The organism is Streptomyces deccanensis (genome assembly GCF_022385335.1).
GTDB classification, from domain to species: domain Bacteria; phylum Actinomycetota; class Actinomycetes; order Streptomycetales; family Streptomycetaceae; genus Streptomyces; species Streptomyces deccanensis.
In genome coordinates this window covers 5,053,053-5,068,923 of sequence record NZ_CP092431.1, presented here as the reverse complement: position 1 = coordinate 5,068,923, position 15,871 = coordinate 5,053,053, and the positions used below count along the sequence as shown (strand labels likewise).

Sequence of the window (15,871 nt, the reverse complement as noted above, 5' to 3'; positions counted from 1 at the left end):
CGACTACGTTCCGTGATCGTGGTGTGACGTAGGCGAATGTGCCAGCGATCGATGGCTGCGTCAATGGGGGTGCGCGCGGGCTGTGGACAACCCCGCGGCTGCGGGCCGCTCCGGAGATATGAAGAAAGGAGCGGACGCGGGCACGAAACCCTGACGCCGGTCGTTTCCTCTCATGACGGCCCCTCGCGCACGGCTCGGCTCTGTCCACCTGTTCGACCTCAGGGTGACCCCTAGGGGAACCAGCGAGGGATGGCCCCTAGGAGCCCGTACGACTCCAGGGTGAGGCCGAGACAGCTCTGCGGGCTGACGACCGCGGTGGCCCACGCCCCTAATGTCTAAATCGTGACTGTGATCGCGACCGAAAGCCTGAGCAAGCGGTTCCCGAGGGTGACCGCTCTTGACCGGCTCTCCGTGGACATCGGACCCGGTGTGACCGGACTCGTCGGTGCCAATGGCGCCGGCAAGTCCACACTGATCAAAATCCTGCTGGGTCTGTCCCCCGCCTCGGAGGGCCGCGCGGAGGTGCTCGGCCTCGACGTCGCCACCAAGGGCGGCGCCATCCGCGAGCGCGTGGGGTACATGCCGGAGCACGACTGCCTGCCGCCCGACGTCTCGGCCACCGAGTTCGTCGTGCACATGGCCCGCATGTCCGGCCTTCCGCCGACCGCCGCGCGTGAGCGCACCGCGGACACCCTGCGGCACGTCGGGCTGTACGAGGAGCGGTACCGCCCCATCGGCGGCTACTCCACCGGCATGAAACAGCGGGTGAAACTCGCCCAGGCCCTGGTGCACGACCCGCAGCTGGTCTTCCTGGACGAGCCGACCAACGGCCTGGACCCGGTCGGCCGGGACGAGATGCTCGGCCTCATCCGCCGCATCCACACCGACTTCGGCATCTCCGTCCTGGTCACCTCCCATCTGCTCGGCGAACTGGAGCGCACCTGCGACCACGTGGTCGTGGTCGACGGCGGCAAGCTCCTGCGGTCCAGCTCCACCAGGGACTTCACCCAGAGCACGGCGACCCTCGCGATCGAGGTCACCGACAGCGACGAGCACCCGGACGGCACCGGCGCACTGCGTCAGGCCCTCCACGCGCGCGGAGTCACCGTCTCCGACGGCAGCGGCCTCCCGGGCGCCGGGCACATCCTGCTGCTCACCGCCCAGGGCGACGAGACCTACGACCTGATCCGCGACGTCGTCGCCGACCTGGGCCTCGGCCTGGTCCGCATGGAGCAGCGCAGGCACCAGATCGCGGAGGTCTTCCAGGACAACGACGAGCAGCAGGGCACCCGTAGCGCCCAGGACGCAGGAAAGGAGGCGGTCGGCCATGGCGGTTGAGCAGCACGGTGCACCGGCACCGTCCCTCGACGGCGGACAGCCCGCCCGCACGGGCGAGCAGAGCCGTATCCACAACATCGGATACCGCTCCTACGACGGCCCCCGCCTCGGCCGCGCCTACGCCCGGCGCTCGCTGTACTCGCAGTCCCTGCGCGGCGCGTACGGACTGGGCCGCTCGGCCAAGTCCAAGGTGCTGCCCATGCTGCTGTTCGCGGTGATGTGCGTGCCGGCGGCCATCATGGTGGCGGTGGCGGTCGCCACCCAGGCCAACGACCTGCCCGTGAAGTACACCGACTACGCGGTCATCATGCAGGCCGTCATCGGCCTGTACGTCGCCTCGCAGGCACCCCAGTCGGTCTCGCGCGACCTGCGCTTCAAGACCGTCCCGCTGTACTTCTCGCGCCCGATCGAGACCGCCGACTACGTCCGCGCGAAGTTCGCGGCGCTGACCTCGGCGCTGTTCGTCCTCACCGCGGTGCCCCTGCTCGTGCTCTACGTCGGCGCGCTGCTCGCCAAGCTCGACTTCACCGACCAGACCAAGGGATTGGCACAGGGACTGGTGTCCGTGGCGTTGCTGTCGCTCCTCTTCGCCGGTATCGGCCTGGTGATCTCGGCGGTCACCCCGCGGCGGGGCTTCGGCATCGCGGCCGTCATCGCCGTCCTGACGATCTCCTACGGCGCCGTGTCCGTCGTCCAGGCCATCGCCACCGAGCAGAACAGCTCGGACGCGGTGCCGTGGCTCGGCTTCTTCTCGCCCATCACGCTCATCGACGGCGTACAGACCGCCTTCCTGGGCGCCACCTCCGCCTTCCCGGGCGGGCACGGGCCCTCCGACGGGCAGGGAGCCCTCTACGTCCTCGTCGTCCTGGGTCTCATCGCCGGCTCCTACGGCCTGCTGATGCGCCGCTACCGAAAGGTCGGGCTGTGACCACCCTCAACATCGACCACGTCTCCCGCTGGTTCGGCAACGTGGTGGCGGTCAACGACGTCACGATGACGATCGGCCCCGGCGTCACCGGCCTGCTCGGCCCGAACGGCGCCGGCAAGTCCACCCTCATCAACATGATGGGCGGCTTCCTCGCCCCCTCCACGGGCTCCGTCACCCTCGACGGCACCCCGGTGTGGCGCAACGAGCAGATCTACAAGCACATCGGGATCGTCCCCGAGCGCGAGGCGATGTACGACTTCCTCACGGGCCGCGAATTCGTCGTCGCCAACGCCGAGTTGCACGGCCTCGGCGCGACGGCCGCCCAGCGGGCGCTCGCCACGGTGGAGATGGAGTACGCGCAGGACCGCAAGATCTCGACGTACTCCAAGGGCATGCGCCAGCGCGTGAAGATGGCGTCGGCGCTGGTCCACGAGCCGTCGCTGCTGCTGCTCGACGAGCCGTTCAACGGCATGGACCCGCGCCAGCGCATGCAGCTCATGGATCTGCTGCGGCGGATGGGCGACGAGGGTCGCACGGTGCTGTTCTCGTCCCACATCCTCGAAGAGGTCGAGCAGTTGGCGGCCCACATCGAGGTGATCGTCGCCGGACGGCACGCGGCGAGCGGTGACTTCCGGCGCATCCGCCGACTGATGACCGACCGCCCGCACCGCTATCTGGTGCGTTCCAGCGACGACCGGGCCCTGGCCGCCGCGCTGATCGCCGACCCGTCGACCGCCGGGATCGAAGTGGATCTGGCCGAGGGCGCGTTGCGTGTCCAGGCCGTCGACTTCGGCCGGTTCACGACCCTGCTGCCGAGGGTGGCCCGGGACCACGGCATCCGTCTGCTCACGGTCTCACCGTCGGACGAGTCCCTCGAGTCCGTCTTCTCGTATCTCGTCGCGGCGTAGGAGGCCGAACATGTACGACCCCACAGTCGCCCGGCTCACCTACCGGGCCCTGCTCGGCCGCCGTCGGGCCCTCATCCTCAGCGCGCTGCCCGCCCTGTTGCTCGTGCTCTCCGTGGCCGTGCGCGCCCTGAGCGGCGCCGACGACCAGGTGGCCGCGGATCTCCTGGGCGGATTCGCGCTCGCCACGATGGTGCCGATCATCGGCGTCATCGCGGGAACAGGCGCGATCGGGCCGGAGATCGACGACGGCTCCGTGGTGTATCTGCTGGCCAAGCCGGTGAAGCGGCCGACGATCATCTTCACCAAGCTGATCGTGGCCATCGCGGTGACCATGGCCTTCTCGGCCGTGCCGACACTGATCGCCGGCCTGATCCTGAACGGCAACGGGCAGCAGATCGCGGTCGCCTACACGGTGGCGGCGCTGGTCGCCTCGATCGCGTACGCCGCGATGTTCCTGCTCCTCGGGACGGTCACCCGGCACGCGGTCGTCTTCGGGCTCGTCTACGCACTCGTCTGGGAGACCCTCTTCGGGTCCCTGGTGGAGGGGGCGCGCACCCTCAGCGTCCAGCAGTGGGCGCTGGCCGTCGCCCAGAAGGTCACCGACGGCGGTCTGGTGACCTCCGACGTCGGACTGCCCACCGCGGTGGTCCTGTTGACGGTCGTCACGGCGGGCGCGACCTGGTACGCGGGGCAGAAGCTGCGGACGCTGAAGCTCGCCGGCGAGGAGTGACGGAACCCTCCGGGGCGCTTCGCCCCGGAGGCCCCTCCTCCGACCTTGACGGCGGCTTGACACGCGTCCAGGCAGACTGGGCAGGACGGATACACGGGACAGAAGCGGGACATACGCGGCCAGGAAGGGCGGCCGGAGGGCGGGAGGCACGGGGATGGCGGCGGAGGGTTCGGCCGACGGCGGCGAGACGCGGGGCACGGGTGAGGACGTCTGGGACGACCTCGTGCTGGACGACGACTTCATACGGTCCGCCGAGACGGCCGAACCGTCGGCGCGGGCCCGGATGTTGACGGCGCGGTGGCGGCGACAGGCCCCGGATCCCCAGCCCTGGCGCTCGGACGAGCCGCCCGCCGGGTGGTTCTTCAGCAAGGCACGACGCCGCAAGTGGCGCCGCCGGTGACCGTTCGGAGTGGCCGGGGGCCGGCGGCCGATATTCGGTGGCGGGCAACTCGGTCGCCGGGCACAGTGGTTGATGTCCAGGTCGCCGGATCGAGCGGCGCCACGTACTGGGAGAGGAGCCCGGCGATGCTGTCCTTCAGGCGCAGTACGTCGAGTTCCCCGCAGGGCAGCTCACGGCGGACTCCGGAGTAGTCACCCCTCCGTCGAGTCCGTCCCCCAGTGGGGAGCTGCCCGGGGCGGCCGCTTCGAGCACGCGAATCGCTTCGCGTGGGCCGCCCACCCGGAGGATTGGCCGAGTGGTAAGGCACCGGCTTGCTAAGCCGTGGTCGGGTTCTGCCCGCGCACGTTCGATCCGTGCATCCTCCGCCGTTTCGCTGTCGCTGTGACGTGGCCGGGTCGTGGGGCCTGGGGTACGTGTGGAGAGGCTCGTGAGCTGTGGCGGGGCTCCGGACGCCGGCTGTCGGCGCCCAGGTGGTCCGCGCCGAGCGAGCGCAAGGTCCACTCCGTCCCCACTTCCACACGCCCTCGCCGTCGTCGCGGCGAGGGCGGTGGTGTGCGTGCTCAGGGGAGCAGGCGTTCGAGTACCTCGGCGATGCCGTCGTCCTCGTTCGAGGAGGTCACCTCGTCGGCGACAGCCTTGAGGTCGACGTGGGCGTTGGCCATGGCCACGCCGTGGGCGGCCCAGGTGAACATGGGGATGTCGTTGGGCATGTCGCCGAAGGCGATGGTGTCCGTGCGCTTCGCGCCGAGGCGGCGGGCGGCGAGGGAGAGACCGGTGGCCTTGGTGAGGCCGAGGGGGAGCAGCTCGACGATGCCCTCGCCGGCCATGGCGACCGTGACGAAGCCGCCGGCGGCCTGGCGGGAGGCCTCGGTGAGTTCGTCGGAGGTCAGCGTGGGGTGCTGTATGTAGATCTTGTTCAGCGGGGCCGCCCAGAGCTCGGACACGTCCGTGAGCGGAGTGGTGGGGAGCGAGCCGTGCAGGGCGTACCCCGAGCCGACCAGGATCTCGCCGGCCAGGCCCGCGCGGCTGGCGGCCAGGTGCAGGGGGCCGACCTCCGCCTCGATCTTGGCGAGCGCGACCGCGGCGAGCTGCCGGTCCAGGGTGACCGCCGTGAGCAGCCGGTGCTCCCCGGCGTCGTAGACCTGTGCGCCCTGGCCGCAGACGGCCAGTCCCCGGTAGCCGAGGTCGTCGAGGATGTGGCGGGTCCAGGGGACGGCCCGGCCGGTGACGACGATGTGGGCGGCGCCCGCCGCGGTGGCCGCGGCGAGCGCTTCACGGGTGCGCCGGGAGACCGAGTCGTCGGAGCGGAGAAGCGTTCCGTCGAGGTCGGTCGCGATCAGCTTGTACGGGAAGCCCGGGAGTGTCGCGGACGGTTCGGAGACCGCAGAGCCCTCGGCGACGGACGCCCCGAGGGCTGCGGACATCGTGGTCTCGCCGGAGTCCGTGGAGCCCCCGGTGGCTGCCGCTTCGCTCACTTGGCTACCGGCTCCAGCACCTCGCGGCCGCCCAGGTAGGGGCGGAGGATCTCGGGGACGCGGACCGATCCGTCGGCCTGCTGGTGGTTCTCCAGGATCGCCACGATGGTGCGCGGGACGGCGCAGAGCGTGCCGTTGAGCGTGGCCAGCGGCTTGACCTGCTTGCCGTCACGGAAGCGGATCTGCAGTCGGCGCGACTGGTACTCCGTGCAGTCGGACGTCGAGGTCAGCTCGCGGTATTTGCCCTGGGTCGGGATCCACGCCTCGCAGTCGAACTTGCGCGAGGCCGAGGAGCCGAGGTCGGCGGAGGCGACGTCGATGACCCGGAAGGGCAGTTCGAGCGACGTCAGCCACTGCTTCTCCCAGTCCAGCAGGCGCTGGTGCTCGGCCTGCGAGTCCTCCGGCGCGACGTACGAGAACATCTCGACCTTGTCGAACTGGTGGACGCGGAAGATGCCCCGGGTGTCCTTGCCGTGCGAACCGGCCTCGCGGCGGAAGCAGGGGGAGAAGCCCGCGTAGCGCAGGGGGAGGCGGTCGGCGTCGATGATCTCGTCCATGTGGTACGCCGCGAGCGCGACCTCGGACGTGCCGACCAGGTACAGGTCGTCCTTGTCGAGGTGATAGACGTCCTGGGCGGCCTGGCCGAGGAAACCGGTGCCGGCCATGGACTGCGGGCGGACCAGCGCCGGGGTCAGCATCGGGGTGAAGCCGGCTGCGGTGGCCTGGGCGATCGCCGCGTTGACCAGGGCGAGTTCGAGGAGGGCGCCGATACCCGTCAGGAAGTAGAAGCGCGAGCCGGAGACCTTGGCGCCGCGCTCGGTGTCGATGGCGCCGAGGATCGTGCCGAGCTCCAGGTGGTCCTTGGGCTCGAAGCCCTCGGCCGCGAAGTCACGGATGTCGCCGTGCGTCTCCAGCGTGACGAAGTCCTCCTCGCCGCCGACGGGGACGTCGGGGTGGACGAGGTTGCCCAGCTGGAGGAGGAGCTCCTGGGTCTCGCTGTCGGCCGCGTCGCGCTCGGCGTCGGCGGCCTTGACGTCGGCCTTGAGCTGTTCCGCGCGCTTGAGCAGCTCGGCCTTCTCGTCGGCGGAGGCCTTGGGGATCAGCTTGCCGAGCGACTTCTGCTCGGCGCGGAGCTCGTCGAAGCGGACGCCGGACGACCTGCGCCGCTCGTCGGCGGACAGGAGGGAGTCGACGAGCGCGACGTCCTCTCCACGGGCGCGCTGGGACGCGCGCACACGGTCGGGGTCCTCACGGAGCAGGCGAAGGTCAATCACCCCTCAAGGCTACCGGTGCGTGGTTCCGGCCCACGACTTGAATTCGCGGTACGCCCTTTATGGGGGCTATTGCGCGGAATGTCGATCACGTCGAGTCGTCCTGACGGATGCCGGTGAAAGTCAATGAACCACGGGGTAACCCCCTGAAAGGGGGCAGGCGTGCGGCACCTGGTTGACTCGACTCCCTTGCGCGGCAAGGGACTTGGGGTTCGGTCGTCCACAGGAACCCGCGGTGCCGCAAAGTTATCCACAGGCTGTGCGAAAGATCTGTGGACTTCGAGAAAGATCACCGGGGATATCGGGCTCCGCCTTGAGGATTCCCGAGTCAAACCACCGTCACGCCCACTTTCGAGTGGATTGGCGGGGGAATGGGTCGCTCTAAAGGATTGACGTGAGGAAACACGTGGACGAAGGGTGACCTACGGGGTTGTGGACACAGCGAGGTCCGCGAAGGGGATTTGTCGACTGAGTGGGGCTGTGTTGTCGACTTGTCCCCAGGTCGAGAAGGTGCCCTGTGGATAACTTCTGTGGACAAAGAAAATAAGCAGGTAGCACCGGCGGCGGGCCGGATCAGAAGCGGCCGTCCTGGCAGCGCGCCACCCAGTCCGACGCGGCCACGAACTCGGCGTCGGAGGTGCCCGGCAGCGTGGGCCGGACCTTCGCGGTGGCGGCGTCCGCACGCGGGTACGAACCGAGGAAGCGGACCTGGAGGCAGACCCGCTTGAGGCCCATCAGCGCCTCCGCCACCCGCCGGTCGGAGATATGGCCCTCGGCATCGATGGCGAAGCAGTAGTTGCCGATGCCCTCGCCGGTCGGGCGGGACTGCAGGAGCATGAGGTTGACACCGCGGACGGCGAACTCGCCGAGCAGGTCGCGCAGTCCGCCGGGGTGGTCGTCGCGCTGCCAGATGACGACGGACGTCTTGTCGGAGCCGGTCGGGGCGGCGGGCCGGGCGGGACGGCCGACCAGGACGAACCGGGTCTGGGCGTTCTCCGCGTCGTGGATCTCGGTCTCCAGGGCCTCAAGGCCGTACCGCGAGGCCGCGAACTCGCCGGCGAAGGCGGCGTCGTAACGGCCCTCCTGGACGAGACGGGCGCCGTCGGCGTTCGAGGCGGCGGACTCCCAGACGACGTCGGGCGGGAGGTTGGCCTTCATCCAGTTGCGGACCTGCGGCTGAGCGGCCGGGTGGGCGGTGACCGTCTTGATGTCCGAGAGCTGGGTGCCCGGTCGGACCAGGAGCGCGAAGGTGATCGAGAGGAGCACCTCGCGGTAGATCATCAGCGGGGCGCCGGCGACCAGCTCGTCGAGCGTGGTCGTGATGCCGCCCTCCACGGAGTTCTCGATCGGGACGAACGCGGCCTCGGCCTCGCCGTTGCGGACGGCGTCGAGTGCGGCGGGCACGGACACCATCGGGACGAGCTCGCGGGTCGCGGACTCCGGCAGCGTGCGCAGGGCGACCTCGGTGAAGGTGCCCTCGGGGCCGAGGTACACGTAGCTGGCTGGCATGGACTCACCCTAATGGGCCTCGGTCCGGCCGTACGACCCTCGGCCCGACAGCCCCGCCCGACCCTCGGCCCGACAGCCCCGCCCGACGCCCGGTCCGGTGGCCCGGCCGGACAGCCCGGCTGTCAGCCCTCCAGCAGCCGCTGCCCCACGTACTCCCCCTCCGCCGCGCCCCCCGGCACCGCGAAGAGGCCGCTCGACTCGTGGCGGATGAACTTCGACAGCGCGTCGCCGCGGTCGAGCTTGCGTTGGACGGTGACGAAACCCCGCAGGGGGTCGGCCTGCCAGCAGACGAAGAGGAGACCGGCGTCAGGGACGCCCTTCGCGTCGATGCCGTCGTGGAAGGAGAACGGGCGGCGGAGCATGGCCGCGCCGCCGTTCTGGTCGGGGCGGGTGATGCGGGCGTGCGCGTTGATCGGGACGAGGAGATTGCCCTGGGCGTCCGTCTTCTCCAGATCCATCGCGGTCGTCTCCGTCGCCTTCGCACCCCCGCTCAGCGGCGCGCCGTCGGACTTCCGGCGCCCGATGACGTTCTCCTGCTCCTTGACCGAGAGCTGCTCCCAGTCGTCGAGCAGCATGCGGATACGGCGCACGACCGCGTAGGAGCCGTTCGCCATCCACGCGGGGTCGCCGGAGGTGCTCGGTGAGGCGGACTCGGGCACGAAGATCCGCTCGTCGAAGTCGGACTCGGTCGGCTTCGGGTTGCGCGTGCCGTCGACCTGCCCCATCAGATTGCGGGCGGTCATGGGGTGGGCCGTGGCACCCGGCGAACGGTTGAAGCCGTTCATCTGCCACCGCACTCGGGCCGCGCCGCCCGCGTCCTTCTGGATCGCGCGCAGGGCGTGGAAGGCGACGAGGGCGTCGTCCGCCCCGATCTGCACCCACAGATCGCCGTTGCTGCGCGCCTTGTCGAGCTGGTCCGAGGAGAAGTCCGGCAGCGGGTCCAGGGACTCCGGGCGCTGCTTCTCCAGACCGGTACGGGCGAAGAAGCTGTGGCCGAAGCCGAAGGTGATCGTCAGGGACGAGGGGCCCGCGTCGAGGGCGATGTCGGTGTCGTCCTGAGCCGCGGGCTCGCCCGCCATCAGCCGTCGGGCCGTGTCCGACCAGCGGCGCAGCAGAGCGGCCGCCTCCTTGCGCCCCGCCCCGGCGGCCAGGTCGAAGGCGACGAGATGGCCTCGGGCCTGGAGCGGGGTGGTGATCCCCGGCTGATGTTTCACGTGAAACATCACCTCCCCCGCACCGAGGGAGGACAGGGGGGTGACCTTCTCGGAGGAGGACGCGGAGGCGGAACCGGCCGCATAGCCCCCGGCGGCCCCCGCCACACCCAGTGCGAGGCCGGTCGCGCCGGCCGTGCCGAGCAGACGGCGCCGGGAGACGGTTCCGTTCGCGAGGTCCCCGGGGGCCGGGTCTTCCTGTCTCGTCGGCACGGCGGAGCCGTCTTCGACGAGGTTCTGGTCAGCCATGGTGTGTTTCAGCCGATCTTCGCGTTCTTGCTGACGGTGACCTGGTCGATCTCGGATGTCCGTACGGTGATCTCGATCTTCCAGTCGCCCGCCATGGGGATCTGTACGCCACTCGCCGTCCAGTGGCCGGTGGTGACGCGGTCGGGGACCACGGGCAGGGGGCCGATCTTCTTGGCCTCCAGGGTGAAGGCGACCTTCACCTCGGGGACGTCGAAGGGCTTGCCGTCGGGCCGCTGGACATAGACGTGCATCTCGTTGGCGCCCACCCGCGCGGGGTCGATCTGCAGCCGGGCCACGCCCTGGCCGTTCTTGCCCCCGGTGTCGAACGACATGTCCAGCGCCAGCGCCCCCGACGTCTCGTCCTGCTGCGTCACGGCAGCCTTGGCCGCCTCGGCCTCCTCCACCGTGCGCCCCGGTTCGGTGGCTGTCAGCACCGTCGTGACGGCGAGCAGGACGACGGCGACGCCCGCCTCCGCCAGCACGGACCGACGCAGCCCCGTACGGCCCGGATCCGCGTTCCGCATCCGCTTCTCGCGCGCGCTCGCCATCGCCGCCCGCTGCCGGGCGAGCTGAGCGGCCCGCTCGGAGCCCTCGCTCTGCGCGGCCCGCCCGGAACCCTCGCCGGTCGCCTTCGTGGAGCCGCCTGTGGCGTGCGCGGTCACCGGCTCCTTCGCCTCGGCGGCTTCGGTGTCCACCGCCGTCGGCGCCTCCGCCAGCTGCGACGTCCAGCGGCGGGAGATCCAGGCGATCCCGACCAGTACGGCCACCAGGCCGATCTTCACGAGGAGGAGCTGCCCGTACGACGTGCCGGTCAGCGCGGACCAGCTGCCGACCTGGCGCCACGACTGGTAGATCCCGGTCGCGGTCAGTACGAGCACACTGCCGAAGGCGACCCGGGAGAACCGTCGTACGGCACCGGTCTCGATCTGCGCGTCGACGGGTGCCCGGAAGAGAGCCACGAGCAGCGTCGCGAGGCCGCCCAGCCAGGCGGCGACGGCCAGCAGGTGCAGGACGTCCAGGGGCATCGAGAGGCCGGTCTGGATACCGGTCGAGGCGTGCTCGGCCATCGCCCAGCTCGCGGCGAGCCCGGCCGCGACCACGCCCCCGCCGATGGCCAGCCCGAAGGTGAGGTCCCGCTGGAGGGACACGTCGTCCTTCTCGGAGTCCGCGTCGTGTGCGGAGTCGGTGTCCTTTTCGGAGTCGGCGTCCCCTTCGGATGCCGGCTCGGAGTCGGTCGTGTCCTCGGTGTCTTCGTCGTCCTCGGTCTCCTCGTCCCGTCGGGCGTACGCGCCGAAGAGCACGGCGATGAAGAGTGCCGCCGCGGCGAGGAGCAGGAGTCGGGAGACGAGGGCGGCGCCGGTCTTCGTCTGCAGGACCTGGCTGAGGAGGTCGAGGTCGACGATGTCGCCGAGCTTGCCGGAACCGGTGTAGGAGCCGCGCAGCAGTAGCATCGCGAGGGTGGCCGTGGTCAGCGTGAGCCACCCGGAGACCACGAGCCGCTGCACGGGCCGTACCCCGGCCCCGCGCTGCCAGCAGGCCAGCACGAAGGCCGCGCCGCCGACCAGCAGGATGAAACCGGCGTACGACAGATAGCGCGCGAAGCCGTAGAGGCCGCCGACGAGCCCACCGCCGGCCCCCTGCTCGGGTACCGCGACCGTCGTCTTGGACGGCGCCCCCACCGAGAAGGTGAAGGCGCCGGAGACGGGGTGGCTGTCCGCCGAGACGACCTGGTAGGTGACGGTGAACGTGCCGTCGGGCAGGCCCGAGTGCAGCCCGACGGCGTAGCTGTTGCCGCCCAGGTCGGTGACCTCGCCGGTGTCGGCCTCCTTGCCCTTGGGGTCGTACACGCGCACCGAGCCGTCGGACACCGCGACCTTCTCGGAGAAGGTGAGCGACACCTGGTCCGGTGCCTCCTGGACCACGGACCCCTGTTGCGGGTCGCTGCCCGTCAGCGCGGCGTGCGCGGAGACGGGCACGGCACCGGCGAGCAGCGCTCCGACGGTGGCGAACAACAGCAACAGCAACGGCCTCAACCGGCTCACCGGTGCTACCTCCCTCAGTGACCGCTGGTCGGCTGGTACGTCGCCGACTTCACGGGCATCTCGACCGTGATGGCCTCGGACTTGGTGAAGTTCAACCGCAGGGACACCGTCTCGCCTTCCTTCGGCTTGCGCTTCAGGTTCTCGAACATCAGGTGGTTTCCGCCGCTCTCCAGGACGAGTTCGCCGTCGGCCGGGACCTTCAGGCCCGCGACCTCCCGCATCGACTGCCCGGCCGTCTCGTGCACCGTGACGTCCTGGGCGAGGTCGCTGGTGACGGAGGTCAGCTCGTCCGCCGTACCGCCGTCGTTCTCGATGACGAGGTAACCGGCGGCCAGGGAGTCCGTGACGGGCTGCGGCATGTAGGCCGCCTTCACAGACAGCTCCGCCGCGGAGGAGTCGCCTGAGGAGGAGTCGGAGGAGCCGCAGCCGGACAGGGCGACCAGCGCGGCGGCGGTGATCAGGACGGGGCCGGTCAGTGGTCTCACGGGTTCTCGCCCTTGAGCAGCTTCGGCAGGCCCTGCTCGTAGTCCTGCACGGTGGCATTGTCGTCGTACAGCACATAGCCGCCGTCGGTCTTCGGCGAGAACGCAATGACCTGGGTGCCGTGCTCGGAGACGGTCTTGCCGTTCTTGTCCTTGGTCGGCGGGGCGATGGAGATGCCGAGGGTGCGGGCGCCGGCCTGGATGTCGTCGAAGTCGCCGGTCAGGCCGACGATCTCGGAGTCGATGCCCTTGAGCCACTTCCCCAGTTCGGCCGAGGTGTCGCGCTCCGGGTCGGTGGTGACGAAGACGAGCCGCAGGTTCGCCAGCTCCTCCTTCGGTACCTTCTTCGCGATCTCCTTCTTGGCGACCGCGAGGTTGTTCATGGTGAGCGGGCAGACGTCGGGGCAGTTGGTGTAGCCGAAGTAGATCAGCGTCGGCTTGCCCGCGGTCTCCTTGCGGAGGTCGTACGACTTGCCGTTCGTGTCGGTGAGGACCAGGTCCGGCTTGGTGAACGGCTGGTCGAGGACCGTGTAGTGCTTCTGGGGACCGGTGTCGGAGACCTCGGCGACGGAGGTGGTGGAGCTGTCGCCCGTGCCGCAGGCCGAGAGGCCGAGGACGGCCGCGACCAGCAGGGCACCGGCCGCCAGCGTCTTCTTGTGGGTGTGCGTGCGCATGAGAAATGTCCAGTTGGTTCGTGCCCCGGCGCGCACGGGCGTACCCGCGCGCGCCGAGGGAAGGGCCGGGAAGCCGGAGGCTCAGGCGGTCGTGCGCCGGCGGCCGGCCAGGACGCCGTACGCCACGCCCGCGGCGCCGACGACGATGCCGACGACGGCGAGAACGCGGGCGGTGGTGTCGCTGCTGTCGGCGGGCGCGGCGGCGGTCTCCTTCGACGCGGCCTCGGCGTCGTCGGCGTTCTTCGAGTCGTCGGAGGCGTTCGAGGCGCCGGACGAGCCGTGGTGGTCGTCGGACGCGGCGGACAGCGCGAGCACGGGTGCCGGGTTCTCGGGCTCGTCCTGGCCTTCCTGCGGGACCTCGATCCAGCGGACGACGTCCTTGTTGGAGTACGTCTGGATGGCCTTGAAGACCAGTTCGTCGGTGTTCTCGGGGAGCTGGCCGATGGAGACCGGGAACTTCTGGAAGAAGCCCGTCGCGATGCCGTCGCCGGTCGCGGTCCAGGTGATCTTGGAGACGGCCTCGTCGATCTGCTCACCGTGCAGTTCGAGCGGCTTGTCGAGCTTGGCCTTGGTGACCTGGATCTTCCAGCCGGGGACGGCCTCCGGCTGGGCCGAGGCGAGCGGGTGGTCCGTCGGGAAGTTCACCTCGAGCTTGGTGGTCGTGGCGTCGTCGCGCTCGTTGGGGACCTTGAAGTTGACGGTCGCGTACCCGCCCTTGGCCGCCGTGCCCTCCGCCGCGACGCTGACGTGCGCGAACGCGGGGCCGGACAGGAGGAGGACGGCCGAGCCGGCGAGGGCGCCGACGGCGGCGATACGAGAAGCCTTCATGACTGGTGACACTCCACAGTGAGTGAGAGGAAAGTGCGGGTGAATAAGGGAGAGGCGAGGACGAGGGACACCGCGCGCCGAGCCGATGGCCGACAGCCGATGACCGAGCCGACAGCCGATCGAACAGCCGACACCGACAGCCGAAAGTCGATGTCCGACAGCCGAGGCCGCTGGGCCTGGAGTGGGCAGCGGGTGCGCGGGTCTCGACGCCGGGCGCCGACGGACTCCCTCTCCCAGGTGTGGAGTGAGCGTGCGTCGGGTCAGGCGGCGAGGGTGAAGTCCGGTGCGGCGGTCGGCGGGCCGCGGCGGACGAGGGCGTGTTGGAGCGTGGTCGTCCGGAGTGCGGCGGGCGCGGCGTGGCTGGTGTGCGGGGCGCGCGAAACGGCCTCCGGCGTGCCCGGGAGCCCGGATCGCAGGGCCCGCGCCAGCGCGAGCGCGCCGCGCAGGGACCGTACGAGCGGCTCCTCGGTCGCCAGCCGGGTCAGACGAAGCAGTGCGAGGTCGCCGTGGCGCAGGACCCACCCGGCGGCCACGGCCGCGAGGACGTGGCCGAGCAGCATGGGCAGGGACGGCAGCAGCGCGGCGGAGGAGCCCGGCACGGTCGTCATGGCGTCCGCCGGGTCGTGCGCGACGTGTGTGCCGCCGACCCCGGCGTCGACGAGGATGCGCCGGGCCTGCGTGGGGCTCAGGGCCGCGGCGGTCGTGCCGCACACGAAGCGGGCGGCGCGCTCGATGAGCGCGGCGTCCATGGCTTCCGTGGTGCGGGACGCGGCCGCGGTTCCGTGCTGGTTCAGGCCGAACAGGATGTGCAGCACGGTCTGGCCCACCGCCAGCAGTGCCGCGATGCCGGGGAGCGAGCGCCGCCGGCCGGCGAGCGGGGCGGCGACGCAGAAGGTGCCGATGAAACCGACGCCCAGGCTCCACAGCGGGACCGTCGCGCACGAGGCGAGCGCGTGTCCGGCCCCGGCCAGCACGACGCAGACCGCGGCGAACACCGCGGCCCGCAGGAACCGGAGGTCCCCTCCGGCGCGGGTGCGGCGCGTCGCGGGCGCGCGGTGGGGGTGGGGGGCAGTCATGGCGGGCCCATCATCCCACCGGGGCGCTCCGCAGGGGTCGGCGGGTTCATGGGTGGAGGTACGGGGAGGGAGGGGGCGGTGTTCAGGTGAGGGATTTGGAAGCGTTCAGTGCGCATACACCGGATGTTCGGGGGGCGCATCCGCCGTATGGGCGGAGAGACGGGTTCCGGGCGATTGCGCGTGGCTCTTGGCGGCAATACGTAACGGTATGTCGAGCCGCGGCCAGGAGGCTGGAGCATGAGCATCTGGTGGTCCCTCCATTTGCGGCGTGAGGCTGCGAGCGTGCCGCTCGCCCGACGGCTGCTGATCGGCACGATGGAGACCGCGGGCGTCGATCCGGACGTCTCCTACGACCTCTCCATCGCCCTCAGCGAGGCCTGTGCCAACGCGGTCGAGCACGGCGGCGCGATCCCGGCCGGCACCACCACCGAGGCGTACCGGGTGACCGCGTACCTCGACGGGGAGAAGTGCCGGATCGAGGTCGTCGACTCCGGCCCCGGCTTCCCGCACCGCCACCCGGTCCGCCCCGCCCCCACCGACGCCGAGGACGGCCGCGGCCTCTGTCTCATCCGGGAGCTCGCCGACCACGTCCACATCGGCAACAAATCGGGCCACGGCGGCGCGATCGTCAGCTTCGACAAGATCCTGAAGTGGCGCGACGGCGCACCCCTGGTAGCCGTCTAGCCCCCACGCCGCTCCTCCGGGGCCCACGATCTGCCGGGCCCCACGGCTTCCGGACCCCCCACGCCT

The 15,871-nt window shown here is 70.6% G+C and carries 15 protein-coding genes and 1 tRNA gene; 7 read left to right on the top strand and 9 right to left on the bottom strand.

Annotated features, from left to right (window positions below):
• Positions 1 to 348: 348 nt before the first annotated feature.
• The 6 genes from L3078_RS22640 to L3078_RS22615 all read left to right on the top strand — a co-directional run bounded on the left by L3078_RS22640 (position 349) and on the right by L3078_RS22615 (position 4,669).
• On the top strand, positions 349 to 1,338 hold the full coding sequence (locus L3078_RS22640) for an ABC transporter ATP-binding protein (RefSeq protein WP_239760424.1): 990 nt from the start codon (positions 349 to 351) through the stop codon (positions 1,336 to 1,338).
• Positions 1,328 to 2,266 carry an ABC transporter permease subunit gene (locus L3078_RS22635; RefSeq protein WP_239755798.1) on the top strand — a complete coding sequence of 313 codons (939 nt, stop codon included), beginning with the start codon at positions 1,328 to 1,330 and terminating at the stop codon, positions 2,264 to 2,266. Before L3078_RS22640 ends, L3078_RS22635 begins: the two co-directional genes overlap by 11 nt.
• A complete protein-coding gene (locus tag L3078_RS22630) occupies positions 2,263 to 3,174 on the top strand; it encodes an ABC transporter ATP-binding protein (protein WP_239755797.1) in 912 nt (303 codons plus the stop codon). Before L3078_RS22635 ends, L3078_RS22630 begins: the two co-directional genes overlap by 4 nt.
• 10 nt (positions 3,175 to 3,184) lie before the next feature.
• Positions 3,185 to 3,904, top strand: a complete 720-nt coding sequence (locus tag L3078_RS22625) for an ABC transporter permease (RefSeq protein ID WP_239755796.1) — start codon at positions 3,185 to 3,187, stop codon at positions 3,902 to 3,904.
• A 154-nt stretch (positions 3,905 to 4,058) separates the two neighbouring features.
• The gene (locus L3078_RS22620) at positions 4,059 to 4,304 is read left to right on the top strand and encodes an SGM_3592 family protein (protein ID WP_239755795.1); all 246 of its coding nucleotides are present in this window, start codon (positions 4,059 to 4,061) and stop codon (positions 4,302 to 4,304) included.
• 281 nt (positions 4,305 to 4,585) lie between these two features.
• Positions 4,586 to 4,669, top strand: a tRNA-Ser gene (locus L3078_RS22615).
• Between the two features lie 195 nt (positions 4,670 to 4,864).
• On the opposite strand, the gene L3078_RS22610 is transcribed toward L3078_RS22615, so the two are convergent.
• The 9 genes from L3078_RS22610 to L3078_RS22570 all read right to left on the bottom strand — a co-directional run bounded on the left by L3078_RS22610 (position 4,865) and on the right by L3078_RS22570 (position 15,121).
• On the bottom strand, positions 4,865 to 5,779 hold the full coding sequence (locus L3078_RS22610) for an HAD family hydrolase (RefSeq protein ID WP_239755794.1): 915 nt from the start codon (positions 5,777 to 5,779) through the stop codon (positions 4,865 to 4,867).
• The gene (serS, locus tag L3078_RS22605) at positions 5,776 to 7,053 is read right to left on the bottom strand and encodes a serine--tRNA ligase (RefSeq protein ID WP_239755793.1); all 1,278 of its coding nucleotides are present in this window, start codon (positions 7,051 to 7,053) and stop codon (positions 5,776 to 5,778) included. The genes L3078_RS22610 and serS overlap by 4 nt, the downstream gene beginning before the upstream one ends.
• Positions 7,054 to 7,623: 570 nt before the next feature.
• The gene (gene pheA / locus L3078_RS22600) at positions 7,624 to 8,559 is read right to left on the bottom strand and encodes a prephenate dehydratase (protein ID WP_239755792.1); all 936 of its coding nucleotides are present in this window, start codon (positions 8,557 to 8,559) and stop codon (positions 7,624 to 7,626) included.
• Between the two features lie 122 nt (positions 8,560 to 8,681).
• Positions 8,682 to 10,019 carry an iron uptake transporter deferrochelatase/peroxidase subunit gene (gene efeB / locus L3078_RS22595; RefSeq protein ID WP_239755791.1) on the bottom strand — a complete coding sequence of 446 codons (1,338 nt, stop codon included), beginning with the start codon at positions 10,017 to 10,019 and terminating at the stop codon, positions 8,682 to 8,684.
• Between the two features lie 8 nt (positions 10,020 to 10,027).
• Complete coding sequence (locus tag L3078_RS22590; protein WP_239755790.1) at positions 10,028 to 12,061, bottom strand: copper resistance CopC/CopD family protein; 2,034 nt, start codon at positions 12,059 to 12,061, stop codon at positions 10,028 to 10,030.
• 14 nt (positions 12,062 to 12,075) lie between these two features.
• Complete coding sequence (locus L3078_RS22585; protein ID WP_239755789.1) at positions 12,076 to 12,546, bottom strand: copper chaperone PCu(A)C; 471 nt, start codon at positions 12,544 to 12,546, stop codon at positions 12,076 to 12,078.
• Positions 12,543 to 13,217, bottom strand: coding sequence for an SCO family protein (locus tag L3078_RS22580; protein ID WP_239755788.1), 675 nt, complete (start codon positions 13,215 to 13,217; stop codon positions 12,543 to 12,545). Before L3078_RS22580 ends, L3078_RS22585 begins: the two co-directional genes overlap by 4 nt.
• Positions 13,218 to 13,298: 81 nt before the next feature.
• Positions 13,299 to 14,045: a YcnI family copper-binding membrane protein gene (locus tag L3078_RS22575; RefSeq protein WP_239755787.1), complete on the bottom strand. Its 747-nt coding sequence runs from the start codon at positions 14,043 to 14,045 to the stop codon at positions 13,299 to 13,301.
• 260 nt (positions 14,046 to 14,305) lie between these two features.
• Positions 14,306 to 15,121 carry a hypothetical protein gene (locus tag L3078_RS22570; protein WP_239755786.1) on the bottom strand — a complete coding sequence of 272 codons (816 nt, stop codon included), beginning with the start codon at positions 15,119 to 15,121 and terminating at the stop codon, positions 14,306 to 14,308.
• 237 nt (positions 15,122 to 15,358) lie between these two features.
• Here L3078_RS22570 and L3078_RS22565 point away from each other — a divergent pair, with 237 nt between their 5' ends.
• A complete protein-coding gene (locus L3078_RS22565; RefSeq protein ID WP_239755785.1) occupies positions 15,359 to 15,805 on the top strand; it encodes an ATP-binding protein in 447 nt (148 codons plus the stop codon).
• Positions 15,806 to 15,871 lie beyond the last annotated feature (66 nt).

Excerpts from the sequence above, each read along its gene's own strand:
- L3078_RS22570 (WP_239755786.1), bottom strand. The coding sequence starts at position 15,121 with ATGACTGCCCCCCACCCCCACCGCGCGCCCGCGACGCGCCGCACCCGC.
- L3078_RS22575 (WP_239755787.1), bottom strand. The coding sequence starts at position 14,045 with ATGAAGGCTTCTCGTATCGCCGCCGTCGGCGCCCTCGCCGGCTCGGCC.
- pheA (WP_239755792.1), bottom strand. The coding sequence starts at position 8,559 with ATGCCAGCCAGCTACGTGTACCTCGGCCCCGAGGGCACCTTCACCGAG.
- L3078_RS22620 (WP_239755795.1), top strand. The coding sequence starts at position 4,059 with ATGGCGGCGGAGGGTTCGGCCGACGGCGGCGAGACGCGGGGCACGGGT.
- L3078_RS22580 (WP_239755788.1), bottom strand. The coding sequence starts at position 13,217 with ATGCGCACGCACACCCACAAGAAGACGCTGGCGGCCGGTGCCCTGCTG.
- L3078_RS22635 (WP_239755798.1), top strand. The coding sequence starts at position 1,328 with ATGGCGGTTGAGCAGCACGGTGCACCGGCACCGTCCCTCGACGGCGGA.
- L3078_RS22625 (WP_239755796.1), top strand. The coding sequence starts at position 3,185 with ATGTACGACCCCACAGTCGCCCGGCTCACCTACCGGGCCCTGCTCGGC.
- L3078_RS22565 (WP_239755785.1), top strand. The coding sequence starts at position 15,359 with ATGAGCATCTGGTGGTCCCTCCATTTGCGGCGTGAGGCTGCGAGCGTG.
- efeB (WP_239755791.1), bottom strand. The coding sequence starts at position 10,019 with ATGGCTGACCAGAACCTCGTCGAAGACGGCTCCGCCGTGCCGACGAGA.